Source organism: Devosia sp. (genome assembly GCF_017307565.1).
Lineage (GTDB): Bacteria > Pseudomonadota > Alphaproteobacteria > Rhizobiales > Devosiaceae > Devosia.
This window is the reverse complement of sequence record NZ_JAFKHD010000069.1, coordinates 25,721-43,092: the sequence shown is the minus strand read 5'-3', so window position 1 is coordinate 43,092 and position 17,372 is coordinate 25,721. Positions and strand designations below refer to the sequence as shown.

General features: G+C 63.3%; 18 protein-coding genes. 4 read left to right on the top strand and 14 right to left on the bottom strand.

The window, feature by feature from the left end; genetic code table 11:
• Positions 1 to 170: 170 nt before the first annotated feature.
• The 10 genes from J0I64_RS01755 to J0I64_RS01710 all read right to left on the bottom strand — a co-directional run bounded on the left by J0I64_RS01755 (position 171) and on the right by J0I64_RS01710 (position 9,685).
• Positions 171 to 977 (bottom strand): inositol monophosphatase, encoded by an 807-nt coding sequence (locus J0I64_RS01755; RefSeq protein WP_291405827.1) that lies wholly within the window; start codon positions 975 to 977, stop codon positions 171 to 173.
• On the bottom strand, positions 974 to 1,810 hold the full coding sequence (locus J0I64_RS01750; protein WP_291405825.1) for a glycerophosphodiester phosphodiesterase family protein: 837 nt from the start codon (positions 1,808 to 1,810) through the stop codon (positions 974 to 976). The genes J0I64_RS01755 and J0I64_RS01750 overlap by 4 nt, the downstream gene beginning before the upstream one ends.
• Positions 1,807 to 2,847, bottom strand: coding sequence for an ABC transporter ATP-binding protein (locus J0I64_RS01745; protein ID WP_291405823.1), 1,041 nt, complete (start codon positions 2,845 to 2,847; stop codon positions 1,807 to 1,809). Before J0I64_RS01745 ends, J0I64_RS01750 begins: the two co-directional genes overlap by 4 nt.
• A 169-nt stretch (positions 2,848 to 3,016) precedes the next feature.
• Entirely contained in the window at positions 3,017 to 3,841 is an 825-nt protein-coding gene (locus J0I64_RS01740; protein WP_291405820.1) for an ABC transporter permease, read from the bottom strand.
• Between the two features lies 1 nt (position 3,842).
• Positions 3,843 to 4,721, bottom strand: coding sequence for an ABC transporter permease (locus J0I64_RS01735; RefSeq protein ID WP_291405818.1), 879 nt, complete (start codon positions 4,719 to 4,721; stop codon positions 3,843 to 3,845).
• Positions 4,718 to 5,869: an extracellular solute-binding protein gene (locus J0I64_RS01730; RefSeq protein WP_291405816.1), complete on the bottom strand. Its 1,152-nt coding sequence runs from the start codon at positions 5,867 to 5,869 to the stop codon at positions 4,718 to 4,720. Before J0I64_RS01730 ends, J0I64_RS01735 begins: the two co-directional genes overlap by 4 nt.
• 355 nt (positions 5,870 to 6,224) lie before the next feature.
• Positions 6,225 to 7,238 carry a substrate-binding domain-containing protein gene (locus tag J0I64_RS01725; protein ID WP_291405814.1) on the bottom strand — a complete coding sequence of 338 codons (1,014 nt, stop codon included), beginning with the start codon at positions 7,236 to 7,238 and terminating at the stop codon, positions 6,225 to 6,227.
• A gap of 61 nt (positions 7,239 to 7,299) precedes the next feature.
• The gene (gene fghA / locus J0I64_RS01720; protein WP_291405813.1) at positions 7,300 to 8,130 is read right to left on the bottom strand and encodes an S-formylglutathione hydrolase; all 831 of its coding nucleotides are present in this window, start codon (positions 8,128 to 8,130) and stop codon (positions 7,300 to 7,302) included.
• 135 nt (positions 8,131 to 8,265) lie between these two features.
• Positions 8,266 to 9,375, bottom strand: coding sequence for an S-(hydroxymethyl)glutathione dehydrogenase/class III alcohol dehydrogenase (locus J0I64_RS01715; protein ID WP_291405811.1), 1,110 nt, complete (start codon positions 9,373 to 9,375; stop codon positions 8,266 to 8,268).
• 43 nt (positions 9,376 to 9,418) lie between these two features.
• Positions 9,419 to 9,685, bottom strand: a complete 267-nt coding sequence (locus J0I64_RS01710; RefSeq protein ID WP_291405809.1) for a metal/formaldehyde-sensitive transcriptional repressor — start codon at positions 9,683 to 9,685, stop codon at positions 9,419 to 9,421.
• A gap of 160 nt (positions 9,686 to 9,845) precedes the next feature.
• On the opposite strand from J0I64_RS01710, the gene gabD reads away from it, so the two are divergent.
• The 4 genes from gabD to J0I64_RS01690 all read left to right on the top strand — a co-directional run bounded on the left by gabD (position 9,846) and on the right by J0I64_RS01690 (position 13,673).
• Positions 9,846 to 11,297 carry an NADP-dependent succinate-semialdehyde dehydrogenase gene (gene gabD, locus J0I64_RS01705; RefSeq protein ID WP_291405807.1) on the top strand — a complete coding sequence of 484 codons (1,452 nt, stop codon included), beginning with the start codon at positions 9,846 to 9,848 and terminating at the stop codon, positions 11,295 to 11,297.
• 153 nt (positions 11,298 to 11,450) lie between these two features.
• On the top strand, positions 11,451 to 12,269 hold the full coding sequence (locus tag J0I64_RS01700) for an SDR family oxidoreductase (RefSeq protein ID WP_291405805.1): 819 nt from the start codon (positions 11,451 to 11,453) through the stop codon (positions 12,267 to 12,269).
• A complete protein-coding gene (locus J0I64_RS01695; RefSeq protein WP_291405803.1) occupies positions 12,263 to 12,988 on the top strand; it encodes a FadR/GntR family transcriptional regulator in 726 nt (241 codons plus the stop codon). The genes J0I64_RS01700 and J0I64_RS01695 overlap by 7 nt, the downstream gene beginning before the upstream one ends.
• A 4-nt stretch (positions 12,989 to 12,992) precedes the next feature.
• Positions 12,993 to 13,673: an RraA family protein gene (locus tag J0I64_RS01690; RefSeq protein ID WP_291405801.1), complete on the top strand. Its 681-nt coding sequence runs from the start codon at positions 12,993 to 12,995 to the stop codon at positions 13,671 to 13,673.
• 96 nt (positions 13,674 to 13,769) lie between these two features.
• Here the strand turns inward: J0I64_RS01690 and J0I64_RS01685 are convergent, their stop codons facing one another.
• The 4 genes from J0I64_RS01685 to J0I64_RS01670 all read right to left on the bottom strand — a co-directional run bounded on the left by J0I64_RS01685 (position 13,770) and on the right by J0I64_RS01670 (position 17,281).
• Positions 13,770 to 14,567, bottom strand: a complete 798-nt coding sequence (locus J0I64_RS01685; RefSeq protein WP_291405800.1) for an IclR family transcriptional regulator — start codon at positions 14,565 to 14,567, stop codon at positions 13,770 to 13,772.
• Positions 14,568 to 14,647: 80 nt separating this feature from the next.
• The gene (locus J0I64_RS01680; RefSeq protein ID WP_291405798.1) at positions 14,648 to 15,283 is read right to left on the bottom strand and encodes a DAK2 domain-containing protein; all 636 of its coding nucleotides are present in this window, start codon (positions 15,281 to 15,283) and stop codon (positions 14,648 to 14,650) included.
• Between the two features lie 3 nt (positions 15,284 to 15,286).
• Positions 15,287 to 16,282, bottom strand: a complete 996-nt coding sequence (locus J0I64_RS01675) for a dihydroxyacetone kinase subunit DhaK (protein WP_291405795.1) — start codon at positions 16,280 to 16,282, stop codon at positions 15,287 to 15,289.
• A gap of 63 nt (positions 16,283 to 16,345) precedes the next feature.
• Complete coding sequence (locus J0I64_RS01670; RefSeq protein ID WP_291405793.1) at positions 16,346 to 17,281, bottom strand: dihydrodipicolinate synthase family protein; 936 nt, start codon at positions 17,279 to 17,281, stop codon at positions 16,346 to 16,348.
• Positions 17,282 to 17,372 lie beyond the last annotated feature (91 nt).

Genomic DNA, 17,372 nt, shown 5'->3' with positions numbered 1-17,372 from the left:
TTCCCCGGCGACAAGAAGATGCCGGCCATGCTCAGGCAACTCGACGCGCTGCCGGAAGGCTTTGCTGCGGCTGTGCTCGACTTTGGTGGCGAGGACGACAGCGCTCGCTGGCGGGCGCGTTTCGACGCGGTGTTTGCGGCGGGCCAGGGGCTGGCCCGCCAGCTGAACCCTTAGGGATTTTTCGGCGGCACGTCGCGGAGGTGATCGAGAAGATAGGCATGGGTCGCCGCATTGGCGACGACCAGTGTGCCGGTCTTTTCAAAGACCTCAGGACCGCGGCCCCACCAGTCGGTGACCACACCGCCCGCTTCTTCGACCAGCAGGATGCCGGCGGCGGTATCGACGAAGCCGGTTTCTTCAAAATAGCCGGTGAGGCGCCCGCAGGCGACCCAGGCGCAGGAATTGGCGGCGCTGCCGACTATGCGCACGGCCCCGATGGGGGCGCGGATGGCGTCGAGCCTCGTATAAGCGCCCGGGTGCAGCGAGAGATTGGGGGTCGGCAGGCCGGTGCCGACGCACATCATAGCGATATCGGTCGAGCGGCTGACATTGAGGCGCTCGCCATTGAGGAAGGCACCGCCGCCCTTGAGCGCGGTGAACATCTCGTCGGCGACGGGATTGTAGACGAGGCCACACATGGTCTCGTTGCCGCGGCGCAGCGCGATAGTGATCGTATAGTGCTGACCGTTGAGGAAATTGGTGGTGCCGTCGATGGGGTCAACGAGCCAGCGATGGGTCTCGTCGTCGCGTTCGGCCGGGGCGAATTCCTCGCCGGTGAGGCCCCAGGGATAGCGCGTAAGAAGGCGATCGCGGATGAGGGTTTCCGAATCCCGGTCAGCATCGGAGACGAAGTCGCCCGGGCCCTTCACACCGATCTCGATGTCGCGAAAACGCGCGAAATGCTCGAGGGTGAGCGCGCCGGCCTCGCGGGCGACGGCGACCATGTCGGCGAGTATCGTGTTGTAATCGTGCGTCATGATGCGAGGGCCGCCTTCAGCCCCTCTGGGTCGTCGGTGGTGATCTGGTCGACTTTGAGCGCCAGGAGGCGCCCGACTTGGGGCAGTGTGGTGCTATCGAGCGTGCGGATGGTCCAGGCATCGATACGCCGGCCGGCCGCGTGAATGGGCGCGACGATGTCGAAGCCGGCATCCTCGGCCGCCAGCACGATCTCATAGGCGAGATAGATCATCTCGGCATCGGGCGCGGTGGCGAGTGCGTTGTTGATGAACTCGGCATAGTCGCCCGTGGCTTTGAGGCGCGCGAGAGAGCCGCCATAGCAGGGGTCGTAGCCCGATTTGAGGTTCGGCGTTGCCCCGGCAAGGGTGCTGATGGCGTTGAAGTCGCCGCCCGAGAGAATCATCGAGCCCGCAACGGGACCGACAGTGGCACCGAAATTGGCAACGACGTCGGGCGTGAGGGCAGAAGAGTCTTCCTTGAAGTCGAGTTGTAGCAGCGCATCGGGGTGCGGCGCTTCCTTGGCAAGCAGCGCGCAGAGATCTTCGAGAAGCATGACGCGATCGGGCAGCACGGTGCCGTCATTGCGCCTCAGGTGCAACTGGCGGAGCGTCTCGGCCGGGGTTTGGCGCACGAGGCCGGTGCCGGTCGTTTCTTCGTCGAGCGAGAAATTGTGGAGGATCGCGCAGCCATGGTCGGCATGGATGACGAGATCAACCTCGACGCTGGCGCCGAGGCGCATGGCTTCGAGAATGCGGCTGCCGGTGAAGACCGGGTCGGACGCCTTGCGGCGGCCACGGTGCCATTTGAGCCAGGTGCGGTGACCGTTCCGCTCAAGATAAAGCGGATCGCTCATGCTTCGCTCCGGAAAATCTGGGCATTGTTGCGATAGGCCGAGACGGCGCGCGGCGTCAGGTTGACGCCCATGCCGTGACGGTACTGGGCGGGATGGGAGACCATGGCCTTGAGGCGGGTGTCATCGGGCAGGTCGAGATCGAGAAGGCCATGGGTGCCATAGTCGGTCACGCGATGGACCTTTGCAGCGCCGGGTTCGGCTGGCGTCACATCGAGCGCTTCGGGGCGGATGGCAAGGGTCGCCGGGCCATCGGCAACCGCGAGCGGATGACTGAAGCTGGCGCGGGTGAAGATGCCATTGGCCACCGTGCCTTCGAGAAGGTTCATCGTGCCGATGAAGCCGGCGACGAAAGGGGTCTGCGGGTTGCGATAGACGACGTCCGGGCGGTCGATCTGCTCGGTGCCGCCATCGCGCATGACCACGATCCGGTCGGCCATGGAGAGGGCTTCGTCCTGACCGTGGGTCACAAAGAGCGTGGTGATGCCGACACGCTGCTGAATGTCGCGGACTTCTTCGCGCAGACGCTCGCGCAGGTGCTGGTCGAGGCTGGCAAAGGGCTCGTCGAGGAGCAGGATTTTGGGCTCCAGCACCAGCGAACGGGCCAGGGCCACGCGCTGCTGCTGGCCGCCCGAAAGCTGGGTGACGCGGCGCGAGCCATAGCCGCCGAGGCCGACGAGTTCGAGCACCGCCTCGACCTTGCGCTTGATTTCGGTCGCCGGCAGGCGGCGGAGTTTGAGGCCAAAGGCGAGGTTCTTGAACACATCCATATGCGTCCAGAGTGCGTGGCTCTGGAACACCATGCCGGTCGGGCGCTTTTCCGGCGGCATGCGGGTGATGTCTTCGCCATCGATGGCGATAAGGCCAGCGGAGGGCGTTTCAAAACCGCCGACCATGCGCAGCAGCGTGGACTTGCCCGAGCCCGAAGGGCCGAGGAGGCAGACGAGTTCGCCGTCGGCCACTTCGAGGGAGAAGGAATCCACGGCCTTGGTGCCGCCGGGAAAAAGCTTGGTGACGTCTTTTATGGTGAGGACGGACATTTTTACTCCCGGTCCAATTGGATCGGTTGGGATTTTGAACGGGTCGTCATTGCCGGGCTTGTCCCGGCAATCCACGGCAGGCGCTGCGGGTCAGCCATCCTGTGGATGGCTGTGGACCACCGGGACAAGCCCGGTGGTGACGATAGATGGGTGGGATTGGCGGCGCCCATCACGCCCCAAAACCCTTGGCGAAGGAGCCGGAATTGACGACGCGGCGGGCAAAGAGCAGGGCGATGAAGCTTGGGACCCAGAGAAGGACCGAGAGCACCGCGCCATATTGGATGACCGGCTGGTTGTTGATGAAGGAGATCATCAGCACCGGCAGGGTGCGCACCTGCGGCGCGCCGATGAGCCAGGCGCCTTCGGTTTCATAAAAGGTGCCAACAAAGCTCAGCAGAAGGGCCGCGGCGATGGTCGGGCCGGCCTGGGGCAGGGTGATTGACCAGAAGACGCGGAACGGCGAGGCGCCGACATCCCTTGCGGCTTCTTCCATGCGGCGGTCAACCGACTGGAAGGCGGCAACCGGAATCCAGATCATGAAGAGCAGCGTGCCCACGAGCTGGATGAGGACGACGCCCCAGAAGGTGCCGATGAGGTTGAGTTGCAGGAAGATACCGGCAATCGCAACCAGCAGCCCGAATTTGGGGAAGGCGTGGCCGGCGAGGAACGAAAAGAACAGGATATCGCGGCCGGGGAAGTCCATGCGGGCAAAGGCATAGGCGGCTGGCAGGCAGATCACGGCCGAGATCAGCGTGACCGTGGTGGCCAGCGTCAGGCTCATGGTGATCGAGCTCCAGACGTCGGCGCGGGCCAGCGTCTGGTACCAGAACTTGAGGCCGAATTCCTGCGGGATGACCGAAGGAAAGCGCCAGACATTGGTGAAGGCCCAGGTGCCGACGACCAGCAGCGGCACGACGATGACGAGGGTGAGGACGACGGCGAAGAAGATGCCGGTCCAGTCAACCGGGCGGGCGACCTTGATGGTTGTGCTCATGTCAGGGCGTCCTGTTCTTGGCAACGGACCGGACATAGAAGAGCCCGAAGAGGATACAGAAGCCGAAGGTGATGACGGCCTGGGTGATGGCATTGGTGGGATCGAACAGATCGCGGAAGGTGCGCTGCATGAAGGGCCCCATCATTTCCGGCGCCGCAGGGCCCAGAATATAGGGCAGGGTGAAGGCCGAGAAGATGCCGAGCACGGCAAAGGAAATGGCAACCAGAATGGAATTGGACACGCGCGGCAGGATGATGTGCCAGAGGAGCGCGAAACGCCCCGCGCCAACATCGCGTGCCGCTTCGATCGCCTGATTGGACACATTGCCCAGCCCCGAAAGCAGGATCAGCACGGTCAGCGGGATATTATCCCAGACAAGGCCAATGACCGGACCCCAGGGGGTGAGGTAAGGCGACTTGATCTTGGGGAGTCCCACCGAATTGAGCAGGAGATCGACGGTGCCGTTCGGGCCCAGCACGCGGATGAAGGCGAAGCTGAGGATGATCGAGGGCACGAACATCGGGAAGATGGCGAGGCCCTGCACATAGGCGGCGAGCTTTGAATCGGAAAAGCGCAGATAGAGCGCGATGGGCAGACACACGACGAGGAGCAGGACGGCACACACGGCCGTGGTCCAGAGCGTGATCGACAGGTTCGCGCGGCTATAGGGGTCGTTGATGAAGAACTCGTAGCTCGAGACCGAGAGCGAGCGCCCGCCCTCGGGCGTGGGCAGCCAGATGGTCTGGATCATGGCCGAGATGATCGGCCAGATGATGAGCCAGAGAACGAGCAGGACGGGGACGGCCACGAGCAAGAGGCCAATCGGCCTCTTGCGTTGCGTGGGTGCGGGCGCCAGGGCGCCCGCTTCTGTTGCGGTCACGAGGCCGGGTCCACGTTCGGTGCAACGGCGCGGTACCAGCCATCATTGATGGCGGTTTCCCACTTGCCGCTCGGGAAGTTCGGGATCGAGGCCGGGATGATGTCGGCGAACTTGGTACGCAGGTCAGCCGATACATAGTCCCAGGACACGCCGGGGAAGCCACCGAGCTCGGTGAGCACGGCCGACTGGATTTCCTCGGTGAGGAGGAAGTCGGCGAGCTTGAGAGCGGCGTCCTTGTTGGTGCCGTTGGAGAGCACGGCGAGCTTGGTGAAGCCGCCGGGCAGGCCGAGGTCCTGCAGCTGGACGAGGCCGGTGGTCTCGGGCAGCACGCCCTGATCGATGGCCGAAAGGGCCTGGTCGGACCAGGCCGGGATCATGGTGACGGCCGACTGGCCGAGCAGCTGCAGCGACTGGGTGTTACCCGAAGTGTAGGCGCCACCGTCAAAGAGCGACGGAGCGAGGTCCTTGAGCACGTCCCAGGCCGGGTTGAGGGCCGACTCGGCGAATTCAGGGGTAAAGTTGTCGACGGTAAACTTGGACGGATCCTTGCCGTTGACTTCATAGATGGCGCGACGGACGAAGTTGCCACCCGAACCGCCCTTGTTGGGACGGTTGTAGATGAACTGACCCGGGTTTGCCTTGATCCAGGTGACGAGGTCGGCCCAGGTCTTGGGCACAGAGGCCGGATCGAGCTTGGTGGTATCGTAGGCGAGCAGAACCTGGCTGCCGCGATAGGGCAGGTTGGTCGGAATGTCGAAGGCCAGCGGGTTGATCTTGGAATAGTTCGACAGACCAGCCTTTTCGAAGTCGACGTAGAGGCCCTTGGCGATACCGTCGACGGTGACGCGGGTATCAAAGCCTTCGAACAGGTCAGCCTGCGGATCAGCACCGCTGGCGAGCGCTGCGAGAGCGCGGTCACCGATGGCGGCAACGCCGGCGCTGTCGCCACCGTCAACCAGGTTCAGCGTGACGCCAGCATGGGCGGCTTCGAATTTGGGCTTCACCACATTGGTCCAGAAGTCGATGACGTTCTGGTCCGAGGTGAAATAAACGTCGATCACGCCTTCGGCGGCGAAGGACATGCGCGGCATAATGGTGACGCCGGCCGTTACGGCAGCGGCGGAAATCAGGAAGTGGCGGCGTTTCATCAATCTCTCCCGTGTCGGTAGCCCAGGGGTGAGCCACCTTCGCTCTTGCTGGCGACGGAGTCCATGAACCGGCCATCAGGCCGACTGGTAGATGCAAGCCAGCGCGCATCCACCCACTCCATGGGCTCCCCTCCTCGTCTGCGGCAGCATGCGGAGGGCATCCCAATCTATGTCGGGTATGCCCGGGCGCATCACTGCGACACCAGACAACACCGAATGACGATTGCACACAAGTGCATTTGCGTCTCTTTCGGCGAATGTAGATATTTGGCTTGGATAACGCTTTGATGACAGCGTGTTCATTGCGCACGTGTGCAAGGCGGTGCGCATATCGAAATGGCGTGAGCCCGGCGGTCTAGTCCGCTGACGGCCTTACACTTTTTCGCCAGATGGGAACGGGTTCGAAAACCTGCCTGCCGGTCTCGGCCGGGCTCGATTGCGCGAGCAGTTCAACCACATGATCGCCCATGGCGGTGAAGGGCTGGGCAAAGGTCGTAAGCTTGTAGGACTGCCAGTCGCCCTCTTCGATATCGTCGAAGCCGACGACGCAGAGATCGCCCGGAAGCGAGAGGCCGAATTCGTGCCGGGCGGCGTCCATGAAGCCGAGGGCCAGAAGGTCGGTGACGCAGAAAACCCCGTCCGGCCCCTGCGAGCGTCCGAAGAGGCGGCGCGCGCTTTCATAGCCCGATGCATAGGTGGTGGGGCCTGACGCCATGACCGTAACGCTCATGCCGGCGGCGCGGGCGACATCGACAAAGACGCGCTCGCGTTCGAGCAGGCTTGCCGTGCGGGCGGTCGAGGTGACGAGGGCAAGCCGCTTGCAGCCGGCGCGGCGGAGCAGAAAGAAGGCCTCGCGCCCCGCCATTTCGTTGTCGACGCTGAGATTGTGGCAGCCCGAGAGCGGGTCGTCGCGATTGATCAGCACCACCTGCTGGCCGTTGGCGAGGCTGGTTTCGATCAGCTTGGCCGAGGGCGTGCCGGAGAGCACGACTGTGGCATCGGCGCGATAGTTGAGGGTTTGGCGCAGGGCCGAGGCGGTGCTTTCCTCGTCGGTGCCGGTATTGATGATCATGATCACCTTGCCGGCCGCCTGCAGTTTTCGCGTCAGCACATCGACGAGACGAGCGCGGATCGGGGTCGTGATGTCGGCAACCAGCAGGCAGACGATATTGCTGCTTTCGCGTAGGCCCCGGGCGAGGTGATTGACGTGGTAGCCGAGTTCGCCAGCTGCCTCGAGCACCTTGCGGCGGGTCTCTTCGGAGACGCTGGCCCCATCGGTAAAGGTGCGCGACACGGCCGAGCGCGACACGCCGGCGCGTTCGGCCACCATGCGGGCACTGACGAAGGGACGGCGTTCCGGCTCGCTCATGGGGTGGGCCTTTGTTTGACCGCCGCGATAGTGCTTTCTATGCGGCGGTCGTCAAGAGGCGTCAGCTTTTGAGCGCTGCAGCATGATGCGCGATGTGATCGCCGATGAAGCTTGCAATGAAGTAGTAGGAGTGGTCGTAGCCGGGTCGCAGGTTGAGTTTTACCGGGTGATTGTAGCGCGCGGCTTCGGCGGTGAAGATTTCGGGCTTTAGCTGTTCGGCGAGGAAATCGTCGGCTTCGCCCTGGTCGATCAGGATGGGCAGGCGTTCGGTCGCGGAAGCGAGGAGCGCGGTTGCGTCGTGTTGTTTCCAGGTCTCGCGGTCGGGGCCGAGATAGGCGGTGAACGCCTTTTCGCCCCAGGGGACCTGGCTGGGTGCGACGATCGGCGAAAAGGCCGAGACGGCGCGGTAGCGGCCGGGATTTTTCAGCGCGATGGTGATGGCGCCGTGGCCGCCCATGGAGTGGCCCATGATCGAGCGGCTCTCGCTGGCCGGGAAATTGGCTTCGATGAGCGCGGGGAGTTCTTCCACGATGTAGTCGTACATGCGGAAGTGCGCGGCCCAAGGTTCTTCTGTGGCGTTGAGATAGAAGCCGGCGCCCTTGCCGAGATCGTAGGCGGGGTCATCGGCAACGTCATCGCCGCGGGGCGAGGTGTCGGGGGCGACGACGATGACGCCGTGCTCAGCCGCATAAGCCTGCGCGCCGGCCTTGGTGACGAAATTCTGCTCGGTGCAGGTGAGGCCAGAAAGCCAGTAGATTACGGGGAGGCGGGCGCCTTCGGCGTGCTGGGGCACGAAAATGCCGAAGGTCATGTCGCAGTTGAGGGTTTTCGACGTGTGCCGGAAAACGCTCTGCGTGCCGCCGAAGGAGGCGTGCTGTTCGATGAGGTTCATTGGATTGGGGTCCTCTGGGGGAGGGCTGTAATAAGGCCGCCCGTGCCAGCGGCGTCATCCCCGCGAAAGCGGGGATCTCCGGTCGGAAGAGAGATTCCCGCTTTCGCGGGAATGACACCGTGGTTGGGGCAGAAATCAGTACTTGATGACCGAGCGGATCGACTTGCCTTCGTGCATCAGGTCAAAAGCGTGGTTGATGTCGTCGAGACCCATGGTGTGGGTGACAAAGGGCTTCAGGTCGATCTTGCCGCTCATGGCGTCTTCGACCATGCCGGGGAGTTGGGTGCGACCCTTGACGCCGCCGAAGGCGGTGCCCATCCACTTGCGGCCGGTGACCAGCTGGAACGGGCGGGTGGAGATTTCCTGGCCGGCGCCGGCAACGCCGATGATGATCGACTGGCCCCAGCCGCGATGGGCGCATTCGAGCGCGGCGCGCATGACGTTGACATTGCCGATGCACTCGAAGGAGTGGTCGACACCCCAACCGGTCATTTCGACGATGACCTGCTGGATCGGTTTTTCATAATCTTTTGGATTGATGCAGTCGGTCGCGCCAAATTCTTTGGCGAGATCGAATTTCCCCGGGTTGGTGTCAATTGCAAAAATGCGGCCGGCCTTGGCCTGGCGGGCGCCCTGGATGACGGCGAGGCCGATGCCGCCGAGACCGAAGACGGCGACGGTATCGCCTTCCTGAACCTTGGCGGTGTTGTGGACGGCGCCGATGCCGGTGGTGACGCCGCAACCGAGGAGGCACACGTGCTCGTGGTTGGCTTCGGGGTTGATCTTGGCGAGGGAGACTTCGGCGACGACCGTATATTCGGAGAAGGTCGAGCAGCCCATATAGTGGTAGAGCGGCTGGCCGTTATAGGAAAAACGCGTTGTGCCATCGGGCATGACGCCCTTGCCCTGGGTGGCACGGACGGACGTGCAGAGATTGGTCTTGCCCGACTTGCAGAAGAGGCATTCGCCGCATTCGGCGGTGTAGAGCGGGATGACGTGATCGCCCGGCTTGACCGAGGTGACGCCTTCGCCGACTTCGATCACGACGCCAGCGCCTTCATGGCCAAGGACGACGGGAAAAAGGCCTTCTGGGTCATCGCCCGACAGCGTGAATGCGTCGGTGTGGCAGACGCCGGTATCGGTGATCTTGATCAGCACTTCGCCCTTCTTGGGCGGGGCGACGTCGATCTCTACTATTTCCAGGGGCTTTCCGGCTGCGAAGGCAACGGCTGCACGGGATTTCATCTGGGGAGCTCCTTATTGAGGTTTGGGCCCGCGAGGGAGCCAGTCATTTGAGGTAACTGCGAACCAGGGTCAGCAATTCCTGAACCTTTTGCCCGCCGCTGTCATCGGCATGGGCGAATTCTTCGTGCATGTAGGTTTCGAGCACTTCGGCCATGAGGCCGTTTACGGCGCCGCGCACGGCGGCGATCTGCTGCAGGATGGGGCCGCAATCCGTGCCGCCTTCGAGCGCCCGCTCGATGGCTTCGCATTGACCCTTGATCCGCCGCACGCGATTGAGCGCGCGCTGCTTGTCTTCGGGGCTATTGGGCATGGTGGACCCTCCACATACTATACTGGTGTATAGTATCGGCGGATGACAGTGGCAAGGCGGTCGCGGCGCACTTTCCGTGGGGCATTTGGCGACACGCTAGAACCGGGACGACGCTTGCGGCATTGTTCGAGCAAGGCGGATCACGATGGGAGCAGAACCGATGCAGCTTCGGGACGAGACACTTTTTCGGCAGGCGGCGCTTGTGGGCGATCGCTGGATCGAGGCGAATGGCTCCGGCATTGCGGTGACCAATCCGGCGACGGGCGAAGTGATCGGGCATGTGCCCAAGCTCGGCGCCGAGGAAACGCGCGAGGCGATTGAATTTGCCGAGGGCGCGCAGAAGGATTGGGCGAAGCGCACCGCCAAGGAGCGCTCCAATATTCTGCGCCGCTGGTTCGAGCTGATGATCGAGAACAAGGAGGATCTGGGCAAGATTCTCACGCTCGAACAGGGCAAGCCCGTGGCCGAGGCGACGGGGGAAATCGTTTATGGCGCGAGCTTCATCGAGTGGTTCGCGGAAGAAGCGCGGCGGGTTTACGGCGACCTGATCCCCGGGCACCGGGCCGATGCGCGGATCATGGTGATGAAGCAGCCGATCGGGGTCGTGGCGGCGATCACGCCGTGGAATTTTCCCAATGCAATGATTACCCGCAAGGCGGGACCGGCGCTAGCGGCGGGGTGTGCGATGGTGCTGAAGCCCGCGTCGCAAACGCCATTTTCGGCCATTGCCATTGCGGCGCTGGCGGAGCGGGCCGGATTACCCAAAGGGCTTTTCAGTGTCGTGACGGGTTCGGCGCGAGAGATCGGGGCTGAGATGACGGCCAATCCGATCGTGCGGAAGCTGACGTTCACCGGGTCTACCGAGGTTGGTGCCGAGCTCTACAAGCAGAGCGCGCCAACGATCAAGAAACTGGGGCTGGAGCTTGGGGGCAACGCGCCGTTCATCGTCTTTGATGACGCCGATCTCGATGCCGCCGTCGACGGGGCCCTGATCGCGAAGTTTCGGAACAATGGTCAGACCTGCGTCTGTGCCAACCGGCTCTATGTGCAGGACGGGGTTTATGATGCCTTTGTCGAGAAGCTCGGGAAAGCCGTCGGGACGCTGAAGACCGGCAATGGGTTTGACGAGGGCGTTATCCTGGGGCCGCTGATCGATCAGGCAGCGCTCGAAAAGGTGGAAGAGCATGTGGCCGATGCGCTGAGCAAGGGTGCGCGGGTGGTGCGCGGCGGTAAGGCCTCGGCGCTCGGTGGCACATTCTATGAGCCGACGGTTTTGGCCGATGTAACGGCGGATATGGCCGTGGCGCGCGAAGAGACCTTTGGGCCGGTGGCGCCGCTGTTCCGGTTCAAGGACGAAGCCGACGTCATCCGCCAGGCCAATGATACCGAATTTGGCTTGGCCTCCTATTTCTACGCGCGCGACCTGAGCCGGGTGTGGCGGGTGGCCGAGGCGCTTGAATATGGGATGGTCGGGGTAAACACCGGGCTCGTTTCGACGGCCGAGGCACCGTTTGGCGGCGTGAAACTTTCGGGGTTGGGGCGCGAGGGTTCGCGCTATGGCATCGAGGACTTTGTCGAGATCAAATATGTCTGCCTGGGTGGGATTAGCTGAGGCTGCCCTATCCATTGCCAGCGCGAACAGATGGTCCCCGCGAAAGCGGGGATTTTCGTTTCTGGACCGACAATGCTGCAGCGAGAATCCGTCTTGCCAATCCATAACCTCAACCTTATGACATATGACTTATGACATAAGTTGGAGCGATAGATGTCTGACCTTTTCAGCGTCGCTGGCAAAGTGGTGGTCCTGACCGGTGGTCTGGGGCAGCTTGGTCGCGAATTTACCACTTCGCTGGCCAAGGCCGGCGCCAAGGTGGCGGTCTACAGCCGCCGTTCGATCACGCAGGAAAAATTCGACGAGCTGTTTCCCGGGCTCGGCGAAAGCGTCCGCATCTATGAAGCCAGCGTGACCGACAAGGCCGCCATCGAAGCGGCGACCGACAAGGTGATCGCCGATTGGGGCGTGCCGGATGTGCTGGTCAACAATGCCGGCATCGACTCCAAGCCCGATGGCGGCGCCGAGCAGAATGCGCCGTTCGAGGTCTATCCGCAGAAGTTCTGGGACGAGATCATCGACACCAACCTGACCGGCGTGATGCTGTGCAGCCAGGTGGTCGGCGCCAAGATGGCCGAGAAGGGCCGTGGCAGCATCATCAATGTCGGCTCGATCTACGGCCTCGTGTCGCCCAATCAGGCGCTCTATGCCTATCGCGAAAAGCGCGACGGCGTGCCCTTCATCAAGGCGGTTTCGTATGCCGCTTCGAAATCCGGGCTCGTCAACCTGACGCGCTATGTGGCGACCTATTGGGCGGAAAAGAATGTCCGCTGCAACCTGATCTCCTTCGGCGGCGTCAAGACCGGCAGTTTCGATAAGGAATTCGTCGACAACTTCCTCGAGCGCGTGCCAATGCGCCGTCAGGCCGAGAAGGGCGAATATAACGGCGTCATCCAGTTCCTGGCGTCCGATGCCTCGACCTATATGACGGGCTCCAATGTGGTGGTCGATGGCGGGTTTACCGCATGGTGACCCCAGGCGCGTCAGACCGGGAAAAGCTCCACGCTTCGGTGGTTGCCGCCATCGAGGCGGAAATTCTCACGGGCGAATTGAAGGTGGGCGCGCGCCTGCCTTCGGAAGCCGAGCTGGCGCGCCGCTTTTCGATTTCGACGCGCTCGGTGCGCGAGGGGCTGCAGATCCTTGAAACCAAGGGTCTGGTCCGTCGCCGCCATGGCGAGCGCGCCGAGGTTGTCCGCGATGACGTGGACCAGTTCCTCGGCTCGCTCGCAACGAGCGTGAAGACGCTCTTTGCCGAAGAACCGGCCTATCTCGTGCAGCTCATGGATGTGCGGCGCATGTTCGAGCTTGAGGTGGTGGGGCGGCTCGCGGCGGGCGAGGGCGCGGTTTCCGAGGAGGTCGAGACCGCGCTGGCGGATCTCGCAGCGGCCAAGGACTTTGCGCAGTATGCCGAGGCCGACGCCAAGTTCCACCGGGCATTGGTGCAGTCGCTGGGCAATGAAATCCTCTCCAGCGTCTATGCCAATCTTTATGGGCTGATCACCGACATTATACGGCTGACGAGCCGCGTGCCGAGCAAGACGCAGGCCGACGGCGTCGCCGAGCACCAGGCCATTTTCCAATCCATTCGCAGTGGCGATGTCGAAGGCAGCCGCGCGCTGATGCGCGAGCATATCGACAATTCCACCACCTATCTCGAACAGGCGATCGACGCCGCAAAAAAGGGACGCTGAGACAATGGCGGCTTATGACTACAACAATACCGACTGGGCAGCGATCAAGCGGCTTTCCCAGTGGTATTCGGGCGATATCCACGACGTGCTCGATGGCCGCGGCCCCTATGGCTATTTGAAGGGCATTTCGCAGTTTGGCGTGCTGGCGCCTGGCCAGGTGGTGTGTGGCCCCGTCTCGACCGTGCTCTACGAAAAGAGCGCGCGCGTTGGCCAGCCGCAGGACGTCTATCACGGCGCTATTGATGCCGTGGTCAAGGGCGGCATCCTCATGGTGGACAGTTCCTGCGCCGAAGGTTCGGGCACCGGCGAACTGATGTCGAGCGGCGCCAAGACCAAGGGCGCGGCCGCGACCGTCGTCAACGGCACCGTCCGCGATCTCGCTGAAGTCCGTAAGCTCGACTACCCGCTCTTTGCCAAGGGCATGAGCCCGGTGGGTGTCTCGGGCCGCATGGAAGCGACCTATTTCCAGACCGAACTCAATATCGATGGCGTTCGCATCCGTCCCGGCGACGTCATTTTTGCTGATGTGACCGGCGTGGTGGTCATTCCCTCGGAGCTGGTTGGCGTGATTGCCGACGCTGCCGATGAGCTTGGAAAGAACGAGGTCGCCTGCCGCCAGCGCATTCTGGCCGGCGAAGACCTGCAGAAGATCTGGCCGGTCGGCAAGACCGGCGGACCAGTCTGATCTCACGAGCCGAATGAAGAAGCGCCGGCGGCACGACATGCCACCGGCGCAAAGAGCCCAAAACACGCCAACCGGAGGAGGGAGGCGATGGCGCGGTTAGCGCACGTATCCCAGACGCTGGGAAATCAGGTTGGCGTGGTAGATGACGACCTTGTTGAGCTCGTCGACCTCGGCCATTGGCAATTGCCAGGCGGGGGAACTGATGCTGATGCCGGCAAAGACGAGGCCCGACTGGTTGCGGATCGGGGCGCCTATGCACCTGAGGCCCGGCTGGTGCTCGCCATTGTCGATGGCGTAGCCGCGCTGGCGGGTGAGATCGAGTTCGGCGCGGAAGGCGTCGGGCTCGGTGAAAGTCGTCTCAGTGAACCGCTCAAGGCCGGCACCGATGACGCGTGCGATGATGTCTTCGGGCTGATGGGCCAGAATAGCCTTGCCGACGCTGGTGCAGTGGACCGGCGAGTTTTCAACCATGGTATTGCTGAGCATGGGCTCGGCTTCGGTGCGCTGGATGACGACGGCGCGGTGACCGTCGAAAACGGCGAGGTGCACGGCGCGGCTGGTCAGGCGATGGAGCGCATCGACGATGACGCGGCCTTCGCGGTTCAGTTCGAGATTGGCGAGCACGGTATTGCCGAGTTCGAAGAGCCTCAGGCCGAGGCGATAGGCGTCGCGTTCGCGCTCCTGCTCGATGAAGCCGACCTCGCGCATGGCGGCGAGCAGCCGGTGCGTGGTGGAGCGCGGATAGCCGGTTCGGGCGCAGATTTCAGCCAGGGTCAGCGAGCGGTGCGCGGTGTCGAAACAGTCGAGCACGCGCGACACCTTGGTCAGCGACTTGAGGCTTTCGTCGCTGCGGGCCGGCTTGGCTGGGGCCAGAGCTTGATCGGTATCGGTCATCGGCTGGGTCTCAACACTTTGGCTGAACAGTCGCGCACGACCGTAAAGCCTGATCCTCTTATTTCACTTCTTGGCCGCTCTCAAGCAACGGGCGTTGCGCCATGCTGAGTGGTTTTGGCCAGAGTGCGAACGATTTCGGCCAAAGCCAGCATGCCCGGATCGTCGAGACCGACGCTCTTTTCGGCGAACATGCGGGCTCGGCCCATGGCGGATGGACGATTGCGGAATTCGGCGAGGACGGCGTCCATGGCCTGTTCGGCCGCAATGGCGGCGCCGGCAGCGTCCGTCTTGCCTGCGAGGCTAGAGGCAAGCGCGTCGAGACCGTCGATGATGGTTTTGGCGCCCAGCTCGGCCTTGCCGCGGGCCATGGCGGCGTAGCGGATGGCGGCGAGGAGGCCGGAGAGGTCAGGCCAGGCCAGTTCGGTCTTGCCGGTCGTGGCTTTGCCGGCGGTCATCATGGCGGTGATGATGAGGGTGCCAAGGCTGGAGCCGGTCGAAGCGGCGCCGGCCTTGGCGAGGGCCATGAAGCCAGCGCCGAGGTTTTCGGCATTGCGCACGTCAACGGCAGCGAAGGTGCCGATGAGGCGGGCCAGCATGGTGCCGGTATCACCGTCGCCCAGTTTGGCATCGGCGGCGTTGAGCACGTCGGTCAGGCCGGACATGGCGGCGTTGGCGCGGGCGATGGCGTCGGCCAGGGTTGCAAGCGTGATGGCCATGGTTCAGCCAACCTTCCAGAAGGGGCAATCGGCGGGAGCCGCAAGCAGGGGTTCGATTTCGTTGTCGAGGAAGCACAGGCTGATCGAGGCGCCGCCCATTTCCATGGACGTCACATAGGGCCCGATCAGCGGATTGACGATCGTCAGGCCCGCCGCATCGAGCTGCTGGGCAGCTCGACGATAGAGAATGAAAAGCTCTTCGAAGGGCGTAGAGCCGAGGCTGTTGACGAGCACAGCGACGCGGTTTGCGCCGTCCGGCTTTTCGGCGAGGATCAGGGAAATCATCTCGTCGACGAGTTCGTCGGCGGGGCGGATCTTGTGCCGCCAGATGCCGGGTTCGCCATGGATGCCCATGCCGAATTCGATCTCGTCGTCGGCAATGGTGAAATTGGGGCCGGCGGCGCCGGGGATCTGGCAGGAGGAGAGCGCGACGCCGATGGTGCGGGTGCGATCGACGGTCTTCTGCGCGATTGTCGCGACCTCGTCGAGGTTGGCGCCCTGTTCGGCGAGCGCGCCGGCGGCCTTGTAGGCAAAAATCAGGCCGGCGACGCCGCGACGCTTCTGGCTCTCTTCGGGCTTGGCGCTGGCGATGTCGTCGGTGCCGAGCACGGTGCGAGTTTCGACCCCGTCCATGGCGGCGAACTCGCTGGCCATTTCGAAATTCATCTTGTCTCCGCCATAGTTGCCGAAGAGGCAGAGGACGCCCGCGCCACCATTGGCGGCTGCGATCGCGTCCTGGCAGGAATTGATGGTCGGCCCTTCAAAGACATTGCCGATGGCGCAGGCATCGAGCAGGCCTTTGCCGACATAGCCGGTAAAGAGCGGCAGGTGGCCCGAGCCGCCGCCGGAAACGACGCCGACCTTGCCCTGGCGCATCTTGGTGCTGCGGGCGATAGCGCGACGGTCATCGCCGACGCGGACAAGGCCCGGATGGGCGAGGCAGAGACCGTCGAGCATCTCGTCGACATAGTTGGCGGGGTCGTTGATCAGCTTTTTCATGTCGTCCTCCCAGGCGTCGTGGTGGGAGGCGGGCCGCTTCTGTGGCGGCCCGCCTCAGGTCAATCAGGCGGCCGACTTGGCGCGCACGCTGGTCAGTTCGAGAACCGGACCGAGCACGGCATCGATCGCAGCCTTCTGCGCATCGGTGACGCGCTCCATCGGGGCGCGCGGGTGGAAGAGCGGCAGGCCCTGGCGGTGCTGGATGTATTTTACGCAGGCCGGCAGGTTGTCGTGGCGCAGGGCGTTCCAGAGCGCGTTGAGGCGGAAGTGGATGTCCTTGGCGGTCTTGTGGTCGCCAGCCTGAACGGCGTCGAAGAGCTTTACGGTGACGCCCGGAACGGCGCAGGTGAGCGCGCTGATGGCACCGTGGGCGCCGAGGGCGAAGCTCGGATAGAGCAGCGCGTCGATGCCGGTGAGGACGATGTTTTCCGGCTTGGAGCGCAGCATGAGGTCGGACACCGACTTCACGTCGCCCGAGGACTGCTTCATGCCGACAACGCCGGGCACGGCTTCCATGATGGCGAGCATGTCATCGATGGAGAGGTAGTTCCACGGAATGACGTTGTAGATCAGGATCGGAACCTGGGTCTCTTCCCAGATGGCACGGAAGTGCTCGATGGTGGCTTCGCGGCCCGGCTTGAAGAGATAGTGGACCGGAGTGACCTGCAGGGCGTCGATCTTGATGTCGCCCAGCGCCTTGACGCGGTCTATGGCTTCGCGGGTCGACTGCACGATGAGGCCAACGACGAAGGGCACGCGACCGGCATTGGCGTCGTGCGCTTCGATCATGGCTTCGGTGAATTCGGTGGAGGAGAGCGTGTGACCCTCACCGGTCGAGCCGCCAACGACGAGGCCGCGCACGCCGGAATCGATCATGAAGTCGACCTGGGCCTTGAGCGCGCCTTTGACGAGGTTGCCCTTTTCGTCGAACGGCATGGACAGGGGCGGCAGGATGCCCGTCAGGGTGTTGCGCAGCTTGAGCGCGATGGGGTTGCTCATCGAATTCCTCCAAGGCCTGGACGGCCGCCACCATGGCGATCGACGTCCGAAATTTTTCCACCAAGCGGGGCCCGATTTGCACCCCGCATTC